The organism is Kitasatospora sp. NPDC088783 (assembly GCF_044750705.1).
GTDB classification, from domain to species: Bacteria; Actinomycetota; Actinomycetes; order Streptomycetales; family Streptomycetaceae; genus Kitasatospora; species Kitasatospora fiedleri.
This window is the reverse complement of the sequence record NZ_JBIVKJ010000009.1, coordinates 309,505-321,386: the sequence shown is the minus strand read 5'-3', so window position 1 is coordinate 321,386 and position 11,882 is coordinate 309,505. Positions and strand designations below refer to the sequence as shown.

General features: G+C 72.5%; 10 protein-coding genes and 1 pseudogene. 8 read left to right on the top strand and 3 right to left on the bottom strand.

The features are described 5' to 3' along the window. From ACIP60_RS25590 to ACIP60_RS25560, 7 genes and pseudogenes are all read left to right on the top strand, one after another. Positions 1-1,051 (top strand): annotated as a pseudogene (locus tag ACIP60_RS25590) (hypothetical protein); the annotation flags it as partial. Positions 1,052-1,532: 481 nt separating this feature from the next. Continuing rightward, positions 1,533-1,976, top strand: coding sequence for a hypothetical protein (locus ACIP60_RS25585; RefSeq protein WP_400688155.1), 444 nt, complete (start codon positions 1,533-1,535; stop codon positions 1,974-1,976). 788 nt (positions 1,977-2,764) lie between these two features. Next, positions 2,765-5,917 carry a hypothetical protein gene (locus ACIP60_RS25580; protein WP_400688153.1) on the top strand — a complete coding sequence of 1,051 codons (3,153 nt, stop codon included), beginning with the start codon at positions 2,765-2,767 and terminating at the stop codon, positions 5,915-5,917. Then, positions 5,914-6,063, top strand: a complete 150-nt coding sequence (locus tag ACIP60_RS25575; RefSeq protein ID WP_400688151.1) for a hypothetical protein — start codon at positions 5,914-5,916, stop codon at positions 6,061-6,063. Before ACIP60_RS25580 ends, ACIP60_RS25575 begins: the two co-directional genes overlap by 4 nt. Further along, positions 6,060-6,578, top strand: a complete 519-nt coding sequence (locus tag ACIP60_RS25570; RefSeq protein ID WP_400688149.1) for a hypothetical protein — start codon at positions 6,060-6,062, stop codon at positions 6,576-6,578. The genes ACIP60_RS25575 and ACIP60_RS25570 overlap by 4 nt, the downstream gene beginning before the upstream one ends. A 279-nt stretch (positions 6,579-6,857) precedes the next feature. After that, positions 6,858-7,016, top strand: coding sequence for a hypothetical protein (locus ACIP60_RS25565; protein ID WP_400688147.1), 159 nt, complete (start codon positions 6,858-6,860; stop codon positions 7,014-7,016). A 94-nt stretch (positions 7,017-7,110) separates the two neighbouring features. Beyond that, complete coding sequence (locus ACIP60_RS25560; protein ID WP_400688145.1) at positions 7,111-8,397, top strand: hypothetical protein; 1,287 nt, start codon at positions 7,111-7,113, stop codon at positions 8,395-8,397. A gap of 220 nt (positions 8,398-8,617) precedes the next feature. On the opposite strand, the gene ACIP60_RS25555 is transcribed toward ACIP60_RS25560, so the two are convergent. The 3 genes from ACIP60_RS25555 to ACIP60_RS25545 form a co-directional block, all read right to left on the bottom strand. After that, positions 8,618-9,127, bottom strand: a complete 510-nt coding sequence (locus ACIP60_RS25555; protein WP_400688143.1) for a kinase — start codon at positions 9,125-9,127, stop codon at positions 8,618-8,620. Positions 9,128-9,534: 407 nt separating this feature from the next. Then, positions 9,535-9,918: a hypothetical protein gene (locus ACIP60_RS25550; RefSeq protein ID WP_400688141.1), complete on the bottom strand. Its 384-nt coding sequence runs from the start codon at positions 9,916-9,918 to the stop codon at positions 9,535-9,537. Positions 9,919-9,958: 40 nt separating this feature from the next. Next, positions 9,959-11,266 carry a hypothetical protein gene (locus tag ACIP60_RS25545; RefSeq protein WP_400688139.1) on the bottom strand — a complete coding sequence of 436 codons (1,308 nt, stop codon included), beginning with the start codon at positions 11,264-11,266 and terminating at the stop codon, positions 9,959-9,961. 295 nt (positions 11,267-11,561) lie between these two features. Between ACIP60_RS25545 and ACIP60_RS25540 the strand changes: the two genes are divergently transcribed. Next, on the top strand, positions 11,562-11,882 hold the full coding sequence (locus tag ACIP60_RS25540) for a hypothetical protein (protein ID WP_400688137.1): 321 nt from the start codon (positions 11,562-11,564) through the stop codon (positions 11,880-11,882).

Genomic DNA, 11,882 nt, shown 5'->3' with positions numbered 1-11,882 from the left:
GCCGGGCGCCGTCGCGGAGCCGGGCGCAGAGCTCGTCGCCGTCGCGGAGCCGGGCGCAGAGCTCGTCGCCGCGGAGCCCGTCGCGGAGTCGGCCGTGGAGCTCGTCGCCGTCGCGGAGCCGGGCGCCGTCGCCGAGCCGGCCGTGGAGCCCGTCGCCGTGGAGCCCGTCGCGGAGCCGGGCGCCGTCGCGGAGCCGGGCGCAGAGCTCGTCGCCGTCGCGGAGCCGGGCGCAGAGCTCGTCGCCGCGGAGCCCGTCGCGGAGTCGGCCGTGGAGCTCGTCGCCGTCGCGGAGCCGGGCGCCGTCGCCGAGCCGGCCGTGGAGCCCGTCGCCGTGGAGCCCGTCGCGGAGCCGGGCGCCGTCGCGGAGCCGGGCGCAGAGCTCGTCGCCGTCGCGGAGCCGGGCGCAGAGCTCGTCGCCGCGGAGCCCGTCGCGGAGTCGGCCGCCGTCGCCGAGCCGGGCGCAGAGCCCGTCATCCTGGAGCCCGTCGGCAACCTCACCCTCGCTGATGCCCTTCCTTCGCTCAAGGGTCGACGTCGAAACGACTACCCCGCAACGTTCACCGCTGCTGGAGCTGAAGCACCTATCGAGCGCCGACCTCCAGCCCGCAAGGCAAAAACGCCCCACCAAGACGCTGTCATCGAGCGGTACAAAAACGCTCAAAAGACTGCGAGCTGGAAGAGCTGGTCTGGACGTCTCGAGCCTGACGTGAAGCAGCGCCTTTGGATGCGCGCGGGGAACGACAGTGACTCATCGGGGCGCCGACGTTTGGCGCCTGGCCACTACCTTGATGAGGCTCTACGTCGGCTTCCCGCTGACACCTCAGGCCAGGTAGAGGTAGCTGACTCTTTCATCGACAAGCGCGGGGGAGAGCTCGCTCCTGCAGAACCTGCCACGGCGAGTGTCAGTCCGGAGGTCTACGAGTATCTGCGTGGCCTTAAGAGCTCGCTTCGTGGCCTCCGCCGGGGACTCATCGTCCAGATCGTTTCTGCTGCCATCGAGGAGCTTCTCAACGACCTGGAGTCTGAAGGCCCAATGCCTCCGGCGATCTGATCAGCGGCGATTTAATGGGTGGGCCCGCCAGTCTAACTGGCGGGCCCACCCGTTTGACCTAATTTCACAACTTCACATACTTTCATGCATGCGTTCGAGCCATCTCTCATGCAGATTAACTGCGCGCCCTCTTTCCTGCTTATGGATCTAACAATCACGACTGCAAACCGGCATCCCCTGTCGCAGTCAACGTTTGCCGCGAACCGCCAACCTGCGTGGCCGCAGCCACTCGTTCCCGCAGCCTCCCCGCGGCACAGCAGGCACCCCTTCGAACCACCCACTTGTGATGCAGTCAGAACCACAAGATGAACGCCGTTCGCTCACTCGTTGGCAGCATTTGGTCGAAATGCCCGATAAATCAGGGCTCACCGGGGCGGTGGCGTGGAGCTGCACCGGAACCGAAGACACGCCGCTGAGTCTGTCTGTTTCAGAATTTTGAGGTCGACCGCTAGAGTGATCCCAGTAGATGGGAGGCTCGGTCATGTCCAGCCCGCACGCAAGACGCTGGTCTTTGCGACGTTTGGCTCAAGAAGCAGAAGTACTACCGCGAATCGCCAGCGAAGCTGCTGCTGAAGGGGTCATCGACACTAACTACCTCACAGAGCAAGACATTGTGCTCGTACGCCTGTACGGAGCGTTGAAGCGCCATGTGTGGCCTGGAGAGACCCGCCCCGCCAATGAGGAGCAAGGCCTTCGGGTGTGGGAAAACCTTGCGGTGGAAACAGCGCGTGGTGCACTGCCAGACGAGCTACAACCCGACACCGGTCTGTTCATCAGCCAGGTCCGTTCAACCCTTGCGACCGACCCGGGTTCAAAGTGTCTAGCCCTGTTCCAGTACGCCGGCGAGCCCTTCTACTACGTGCCTCTCGGACAGTGGTTTGAAGAGCTTCCGTCTCGCCGAAACGGCCAGTCCGCAGCAGCCTAACCCTTCTGCTGCCAGGTACCCGGTCCCAACATCACTGGCTACCCCAAACCGGCGCTGACTTCCGCGCACCGCATGACGCGAGCGGCCTGGGACGGACTGTCCTGGGCCGCTCGCGTCGTCTCTAAGAAGGGGGGAGGCACTCCTACAACCGAATCATCACAGGCCCTGCGCAGCTCCACAGCAAAACGCCGGGCTGTGATGAGTGTTTCCCTCATTCTCTCGCCCGGAGTGCATCATCGCTACCCACTCAAGGGCTGGTTCGGTTATGCCTGTTTCCAGCTCATCTGGCCAGGACTCATCTGACCTTTCACCCACCTTGCCAGCCTCTTCCCGGATCTCCACCACAGCCTGGGCGGTCTTCGACGCCCCGCGGTCGGCCCTGCGGGACAGCTCGTGACCATGCCTACGATCCCGCCGAACAGCTCGGCTACTCCCATGACTCGCCCGGGATCAGGCTGTCTGCATCCTTATGCTGTCCTGAAGCAGCGTTCGATGCCGGAGGCGCTCCTGCTTGATGCGGAGATGCGTCGACGTCTCGAGGCAGCGGTGCACGCCCTGCTGGCGGCCGTCTCGGTGGCCTTCGCCATTCCGCAGTCCACCCTGGGTGGCGGCCGATGAACGCTAACTCGCCTTCGATCTTGGGTAGCCGGCCGCCCGCCTCAGCCGCAGGCCGGCGGCCGGACCAACGGCCCTTCCGTACTCACCGCACACCTTTCGGTCTGGTGTCGGGCGAGCGCCTCGGCGCGTCCCGGCCGGGTGCTGGTAGACGACGTGTACACGACGTCTCCATGGCGGAGGGGTTGCCAGAGGCGGAGCCGCTGCACCCGTTGGTGTTGTCATCTGTGATGCGGGCCCGGCTGGACGGGGCGGTGCGGGCGCTGCTCGGGTCGCCGGGGCTGGTGGGCCAGAGCGACGCGGTGAGGTTCGCGGCCGTGGTGCTGATGGCCCGTACGCCGGCGGATGGCGGTGTGGTGACGATCCGTAAGGGTGAGTTGGGCCGCTGGTGCGGGTCGTCGAAGAATTACATGAAGTCGGTTCTGCGCGTCCTGCGGGGTGCCGGGTTGCCCGAGGGCGTCCGGCCCGCGGTGGTCGATGTTCCCGACGACGGCACCGAGGGCTCGGTCGACACGCTGCGGGTGCGGGTCGTCCCGCTGTGGGAGGCGATGATGGCCGGTCGGAACCCGTCTGCGGCCGCCCCGGAGAGGATCGGGCACGGTCCGCTTGCCTTGGACCAGGCGGAGCTGTCGGTGCTGTTCCACCTGGTGGAGTTCCTGTTCGCTCCGGGATGGGTGTTCCGGAACCGCGACCCGATGGTGGGGCTGCTGGCCTCACGGGCCGGGCGCGGTGCGGCGACCGACCGGCTCGCGCTGCTGCTGATGGTGTTGTCGGCGTCTTCGCGGGGACGGGTGCGGTTGTGCGGGGGTCGGGTGGACACCCGGGCCGGCCGTCCGGCGGTGACGGTGGCCCGGATGCTGGGCTGCTCGCCCGACGGTGCCGCGAACGTCCTGGCCCGGCTGGAGGAGTACGGGATCGTGGCGCGGCCGCGCCGTGGCGCGTCGGGTCTGCGGTCGCGGGCCCGGGTGGTGATCCCTGCGGTTGCGGCCGCGTACAAGGCGACTGGTATGCCGTCGACGGCGGGCGCGGGGAAGGCCCGCCTGCACTCGGTGCCGCAGCCGGTTTCGCCTGTCGCCGACGGCGTGCCGGGGGTGGCGGGCGAGGATCCGGCGGCGTCCCTCGGTGAGGAGTTCGGCGCGGAGTTGTGGTGGGATCTGGACGGTGAGCCGGAGCCGGAGGAGCCGCCCTTCGCCGATCCGGCCGACGGGGAGGACCGCTTCGAGGACGCCGCGGACTTCGGCAGCTGCCTGGCCGTTGCTACCCCCGCCGAGCAGGCCCCCGCAGGGGCCGAAGAAGACCAGGTCAGTGGTGTGGAGAGCGTGCAGGAAGACGGAGTTGCAGACCTGGCCGCTGCTACCCCCCTTCACTCTGAGCACTCGTCGGTGGCTGATGTAGGTGGGTGTGCTGACCTTGTTGATGGCTTTTCCGGCGCGGGCGCCGCGGGGGTGACCCACCGTCGGCCGGAGCGCGCGGGCGCGCGCGAGGAACGCGGGACGACGGCGTGCACCAGTTCGTCGGCGGCCGGGCCTGTCGGGTCGGCCTCGGGCCCGCTGCGCGGGGAACAGCGGGTCATCGAGCTTCGGAAGCGCCGGAAGGACCGATCGGGCCGCGGCCGGTCGATGGCGCACGGGCAGGTCGGCCGTCTGCTCGATGCCTTCGGCATGCCCCGCGACCGGCGGCTGGCGGACGTCGTGGCTCCGGTCGCGGACGTGTGGCACCGCATCGGCAGCGCCTCGACCAGGGCTTTCGTCCTGACCCTGATGGCCGCCGAACTCGACGCGGTCGCCGCCTGGAGCGGCATGCCCGACGCGCCGGAAATGCTGGCCGGCCGCCTGGATTTCCGGCGTCGGCGCCAGGGCGCGGTTCCGATCACCGATCCCGTGGGGTGGCTGCGGGAGCGGGGCCTGCCCAAGGGCACTGCCTGCCCGGAGGCGGCCTGCGACGACGGCATCCGGCTCGACACCGGCAGGGACTGCACCGCCTGCGAACTGCGCATCGCCGACCGGCGGTCGATCCGGCTGATCCTGACCCGCAAGGTCGTGGCGGCGCTGCCCGGCGACGCGAGTGAGGAGCAGCGCCGGGCCGCTGTCGAGGACGCGCTGTCCGCGCACATCCGCGGCCGGCAGGAGGCGCTGGCCGCTGCCCGGCAGCGCGTCGCGGCCGAGCTGGCGCGGTGGGAGGCCGGGCGTCCTGAGCGGGAGGCCCGGGCGGCCGAGGCCGAGCGGGCACGGCGCGCCCTGCCGTGCGAGGACTGCCGCAGCCCCGAGCAGGCGGGTCTGTGCGGCAACTGCAGGATCACCCGGGCGATCGTGGGGGTGTCGCTGGAGTGCTTGGATCTGGTGCTGATCCGGGTGGACCAGCACGCCCCTGTCCGGGTGGCGGAGGCCCGCGAGCGGGCCGTCGACGACCTGCGGAGCGCCCGGGAGCAGGCGCGGGACAGTGCGGTCGCGGGCAGGGAGGGCGAGGCGCTGGGGGTGGACCCGTTGCTGCTGGCTGAGCTGGTGGCCCTCGAAGTGCTGCGCGACACCGAGGCAGTTCGTTCGCTGGCTCACTGCGCGCTGTTGCCCGCTGCTTCCCGGGAGGCTGAGGCGGCTTACGCTGCCGCCCTGCGTTCGCGCCACCGGCATCCCACCCCTCAGGCCGCTGTCGAAGCCGCTGGTGAGCAGGCCCACCTCGCCCGTCACCGGGCCGCTCGGTGGATCTTCGATCGGCGCCTGGCCGACATCGTGCGCCGTCGCGAGGAGGACGCCACGAGCCGTGTCGCGGCCCGGGAGGCGCAGGGTGCCGTTCGGCTTGCAGGCCGGTCCCTGGTCGAGGCGGCGGTTCAGGCGCGGCGTGCCGAGGAACTGGCCGTAGCCCTCGATCTGGCGGCACGCGAGTGCACTGTGATGGGGCTTGCGTTCTGGGCTGATCTCGCGGATGCGGCGTCGCGTGACAGGACCGCGCAGCGGGCGGCGGTCTCCCTGGAAGAGGTCCGCGCCGAGGCTCGCGCCCGGCACGCACGCCTGGACGGGTACGGGCAGGGCCTGGCCGAGCTCCGCGCGGTGCGGGACCTGTGCGAGTTGTGGCGGGAGATGGCCCTGGACGGCTACGCGAGCTCCGGGTGGGCGCGCCGGGAAGGGGACGCGGCTCGAGCCGTGGTGCTGGGCCGTCGCGGCAGTGCCGAGCGGGAGGTGCTGCTGGCCCGCGCGGAGCGGGAGGCCCGGATCGCCCGGGAGAAGATCGCCGAGAAGATCCTCGGCGGGCGGATCTGTGAGGTCCACCGGCTGCTGGGTATCGCCGCGGCCGCGCCCGCCGAGCCCGAGGGCGGGGTGGAAGCGGCATGAGCGCGCTTCTGTCGGGCGAGGGTCGGCCGGAGCGGGTGTCGGTGCCGCGGGACACGATGGGAGCCGCCCCGCGCGCCGACGCGGTCGGCTGCCAGGGCCGGGACTCGATGGCCGTGCCGGCCACCGGGGAGAGGAGTGGGTTGTGACTGTCCATCAGCCGCATACGGCCGGGCCGCAGGGCCGACACCCCGCGGTGTGGGTGACCGACGCCCTTCCGCCGGTGCTGCAGGCCGCCCTGGCCCGGCGCGGAGGCATCCCCCGCTCCGTCCGGGAGACCGTCTTGGACCAGCTGTACCACCGCTCCGCCGGCGAGCTGCGCGAACGCATCGAGCGCCGCTGGTCGGCACGGTTCAGCCATCTCGACGCCGGCCGGATCGCGGAGAACGCAGACGAGATCGCCCTCGACCTCGTCGCCGCTCCGTCGTGCCCCGAACCGCGTTGCGAGGACGGCTGGCTCCTCGACGAGCACGACAGCGCAGGAGGTTGCCCCCGATGCCGTCGACGGCGCATCGAGAGCAACGCGCTGCCCGCCGACGCGCCGCCCGCGGCCCCGGCCCGCCAGCGCGCCGCGGCCCAGCAGATCCGCCAGCAGTTGCGGCTGACCCGCAGCGCCGTCCGTCACGTCCGCCGCCCCGCCCTTCAGGGAGACCCTGATGCCTGACCGCATCGCTTGCCTTGCCGACCGGGGCCTGTGTCCGGTCGCGCCCGCCGATGCGCGCAGGGACTGACGCTGGCCCAGCTTCGGAGTCTGGCCGGTTGGTGGCTGTCCGGCAGGGAGCCGAGCCTGCGGCGCCGGGCCCCGTCGGACGGCGGCCGCATTGCCGTGTTCGGACGAATCGTCCGGGCCGGTCATCGGCCGTCATGTAGCCGAACGCGCTCCGTTCGGGCGGAAAATCGGCAAACACCTGCGCGGGGCGGTCCGGCGTTCCATGATCTCGCCATGGACGACAAGACCGCTGCCATCCGGCGCGTCTACATCGCCTGCGTAGCGACCCGGTGCTCCAAGTGCCGTGTCGAGGTGGGCCGGTACTGCCGCAACCGCGTCGCCGGGGTCGAGCGGGACGGCGCCCCAATGCCCGAACTGCCCGGACTCCCGTAGACCCCGGGCCGCCCTGCGGCCTGAACCGCCCTCCCGGTCCGGCGCTCCTTCCCGCCGGGCCGCCGCCCCGCACCGGAAACCGAGGAGCACCCCCGTGTTCGAGACGCTGTACCTCGACCGCGACCACACCTGGCGGGGACGGACCATCAGGGTCCGGCCCCGCCGCTGGTTCAGCGAGGTCACCCTCGACCGCGACGGCTACGTCGAAACCGCCCGGGACCGCGGCGAGGACGCCGAACTGCCCCCGGCGTTCCTCGACGCCATCGACTACTACCACCACCGTGCTGCCCGGTGGATCAGGTACAACGGCTACCGCGACACCCTCGTCACCGTCCGGGGCAAGAGCATGGTCACGCTCGCCACCCCCTTCGAGCAGTCCTTCCACGCGCGCTGCGCCCTGCAGAGCGCCGAACTCGACCACGACTACCGGGCCCTGTACGACCTGGCCGACAAGCTCGCGCTGCCCCTCGACGACTGGCTCGCCCCGGGTGAGCGCCAACTCCTGCGCGGAGTCGACTTCTCCAGCTCGCCCCAGGCGTTCCTGGAGTTCCTGCGCGCCGAGGCCGACGAGCAGGGCCTGCGCCTCAACGGACGCGCGGAGCCCGGCAGCGTCTGGGTGCGCCCCACCCTGGACCCGCAGGTGAAGCGCCTGCGGGAGGCCCATCCCGAGCAGTTCCCCGGCTGGACCGACCGGTGGACCGGCCACCGGGACGACGCGCCCCGGCGCCCGCTGGGGGGCGGCCAGGGCAGCCGCTCCGCCGTCGCCTCCGAGCCGGTGGTCTTCCTCCCCGTCCCGGCCCGCAGGCCCCACCAGTGCCCGTGCGGCGCCCCGAGCACGGAACGGGACAACGACGAGACGCACCGCCGCCTCCACGCGGTCTGGGCGTACGGCCTCCCCGCGCCGAAGAACCTCCGCTGGCAGCACGACCTGGCCGTCGTCACCTCGCAGTCGCCGCTCTCCTGGCGGAAGCTGGCCGCGCAGGCCGCCCGCATCCCCCGGCGTGAGGGCCACTACGACTTCAGCTCGTGGTCGCACGACGGCGAACCGGCCGCGCTGCCGGCCCGCGACCGGGCCTACCTGCTCCACGCCCGCGGGTACGTCGTCGGATTCCTCGCCGCCCGCGACGTCGACCACCACCGGTGGTGGGACCTGGAGGAGGACTCCAAGCCAGGCGACGTGGTGGAAGCCCGCCGACCGCGCATCGACATGATCTGGACCGCCGCCACCCACCGCAGGCACGGAATCGGCCAGACCCTCGCCGGGGCGCTCGCCGTCGACTCCGACTGCACGACGGGCGACATCTCCTGGTCCTGCCCCATCACCCGCCCCGGCCGTTCCCTCGCCCGCCGCCTGTCGCCCGGCGGCATCTGGATCAGCTGACGGCTCTTCGCCCACCGGGCTGCACCGCGGGCCCGGCCCTGCGCACCGCTTCGATCGTGCTCGCCCCGCTGATGGACCGCGAGGCGCCGATCCGCCCCGCAGGAACACAACGGCCAGTCACGGTGCGGCTGGTCCTGGAGCAGCCCGTCCCGGACAGCGCCGTCGCTCACGGCCGGTCGCTGGACCCTGCTCACCAGGTGATGCGTCCGGGCGGGCCGGTTCACGGGCGCGGCGTCCAGCCGGGCGGGGTGAGCGCGGTGTCGGCCAGGATCCGCGTGACCGTGTCGTCCAGGGTGCTGTCCTCACCGATGACGTGTTCGAGGCCACCGCGCAGGAGGTCCAGCGGCCGGTACCAGCCGGCCATCTGCTCGGCGCTCACCTCGGCGGACAGCGGCCGGGTCGCGTGCCGGCGCACCGTCTCGTCGAAACCGACATCCAGGTAGTAGAGGAAGGTGCGCCCGCGGTGGGCGGCGGCCAGGCCGGTGAGCATCGCACCGTACCGGCCGGCGTCGAGGATGCCCTCAACGACGGTGTGGAAACCGGCATCGAGCGCGTGCCGGGCCACCAGGCCGATCAGGGGGATGTTCGCGCCGCCGGGGACGTCCCGCTCGCGGAGCACCTCACGGCGCAGCAGGTCCTGCCCGACGACGGCCAAGCCGCGGCCGTACGCGCAGCGGATCCGGGCGGCGGTGCTGGACTTCCCGGCGCCGCTCGGCCCTCGTACCACCACCAGCACTGTGTCCCTGCTGCCCGTCCCGGCGCCGGCCCCCGCAACCAAGGGCTCTTCCACGCTGTCGTCCACACCGCCGTCCCTACCCGCGGCCAGAACCGGCAACTCGGCCGGGCCAGCTGTTGCGTGGGTGAAGCGGCCCTCGCCGACCGCCGACTCCGGTGAGGCAGCGCAGTCACCGGTCGAGGGCCGCCCTAGACCCGCAGAGCCCTGTCCATCGGCGGTGCGCAGCATTCGGAGCACGTCCGCCACGCATGGACTGCGGTGAAGCCGGATGCCGGTTCGCTTGTCCCAGCGGCTGTCCCCCAGGCCGTGACCCACGGCGGCCGCAGCCGGTTGAGCACAGGTGAGCACCAGCACCCTCGACCTGATCCTGTTCGGCGGCGAGCCGAACGACGACAGCGCCACTACGACGGCCTGAGCGCTGCCGAGCGGGAGGCGATCGCCGAGGCCGCCGCGACCGGGGCGCCGCCATCTGGATCCGCGCCCTGGCCGACCGCCAGCGCCAGGAGGTCAACCGGGGCGCGCTGCAGCGCTACGCCCGGGCCGTGAAGCGGATCCTGGCCTGAGAGATCGTGCTCGACTGCGATGGGCCACTGGAGGGCGAGCTGCTCTACGAGCTCGACCCGGCTCACTTCACCCTGGAGCGCCCCGGTACCGGACCGATGGACCTGCAGCCGACCGAGAGGGTCGCGCTGGCCGCGATCGGCGCCGCCACCGCCTCCGCGTCCGGCACCGCGCTGGGCGACCTCGCCGCCGACCTCACCCGGGTGTGCCAGTTCATCGGCCACGCACTGGCCGTCGGCGCAGCGCCGGACCGCGAGGTGGAGGTCAGCGGCTCTGATCCGAGGTCGACCATCCGGACCGGCTCGCTTGGGTGGAAGCCTGAGGCTGGAGGTTGTGGATGTGGGCTTGGTGGACGGTGTGGGCGGCCTGCTCGGGGGTGTCGTGGAGGGCGGCCTGCTGGGTGGCGGCATCGCCCAGGAAGTGGTTGCCGTGGACGGCGACCCAGCCGTCGCCGCCGTCCAGGCCGCGCTCGACCCAGCCGACCTGGTGGCCCTCGCCCAGGACGACCAGGACGTCGGGCTGCACCGTCCACCCGGCCAGCTCCCAGCGGTAGCCGAAGTCCGGTTGCGGCAGCGGGATGTGCACGTCCGTGGTGCGGGGCAGGCCGCGCAGCATCGGGTCGCGCGGCACACTCACCGTCGCGCCCGCCGCCCGCGCCGCCGAAGCGGCGGGGGCGGATGTGCCGAGTGCCGCTCGGGCGCCGGCACCCTGCTGGGCCAGGCGCTGGTCGGCCAGCGCGCGCAGCTGCTGCCCGGCCGGCGTGGGGAGCGCCGGGCGGCCGCTGGAGACGGCCGGGGTTTCTCCCCGGGGCGCAGCGGGGCGCGGCGCCGGGTCAGCGGGCCGGGCCCGTGTTTCTCCCCGGGGCGCAACGACGGGTGTCCGTGCCTCCCGGGAGGCTTTCGGGACAGCGCCGGGAGCCGCGGTTTCCCCCCGGGGAGATTCGGCGGGCGACACCGCGACGGGGCCGGCTGGGGCGGTCGCGGCGAGCAGTTCGGCGCTGGCGGACGCGGCGATCCGCTCGATGCCCGCGCTTTCACCCCGAGGAGAAACGCCGGGGAAGGTCGCCGGTCCGGCCGGGGCCGGCGGTGCCAGCGGGTGGCGTTCAAGCAGGTGTCCGACGAGTTCGCGGTGGCGGGCGGAGAGCGCGTACGCGGCGGCGCGCATGTCCTCTCCGGCGCTGCGCAGCAGGTCGCGGTCGCCGCGGCGGGCGGCCCGCTCGAGCTGGAGCAGGAAGGTCCTGGTCTGCCGGTGGAGTTCGGCGGCGACTTCGAGCAGCTGCGCCTGCTGCTCGTCGAGCGGGAAGTCCAGTGGCGGCAGGACGCCCTCGGCGCGCGCGCCCATTTCTCCCCGGGGGGATTCGGCGGCGGCCGCAGCCTCGGCGAGAGCCTGCCGGCGCCCCTTCTCCCGCTGCCGGTCCGCCTTCGACGAGCACGGCTTCGAGCAGTACTTCGGGCGCCGCCCGGTGTCCTTGCGCTCCGGCATCTCGCCGCCGCACACCTCGCAGGTCGGAGCGCCGAACAGCATCGGCTCCGCGACCATCGGGACCGCGTTGTCCCCCGGGGAGAAACTCATGGCCGGGATGCTAGCCCGCGCCCCTCGCCCGTTTCGCCCCGGGGTGCAACGGGCCGTGTGCGGCACCTGTCGCGCGGGCGGGCGTTCGCCGTGCGGTGGGCGGGGTGGCCGGCTTCCACGGGACGGCCACTGCGGTGTGGGCCGCTTCGGCGCAGGCCTCCAACCGCGCTTCGGCGAGGGTGTCGGCGGCAGCCTGCTCGCTCCAGGCACCGCTCACCTCTCGCGCGACGGCCGGATCGCCTCGCGTCCAGGCGCCGACCCGTGTCCTGCGCGTCCGGGCCCGGATTGTCGGCAGGTGAACTCCTCTTCCACCGGCCGCCTGCCGGGCCTCGGCGCGGGTCTGGCCGCCTTGATCCCCACCGGCCGCCCGGACAGCTCCACTGGCGCGAGCAGCACGGCCGGCCCGGCCGAGAGGCCTGCCGAGACCGCGGGCGGCCGTGCCGCCGCCCGTCTCCTGCAACTGCGCGCCGCCGAGGTCTGGGTGCCGGTGGTCGCGGCCGCCGCCGAGCTCGTGGGCCTGCTGCTCGATCACCAGGACCCGGCCGCCCGGCAGGCCGCGGCGGCGGTATCGGAGCAGTTGCACGCCGCCGCCCGGGCCGCCGGGGTCGACCTGTAG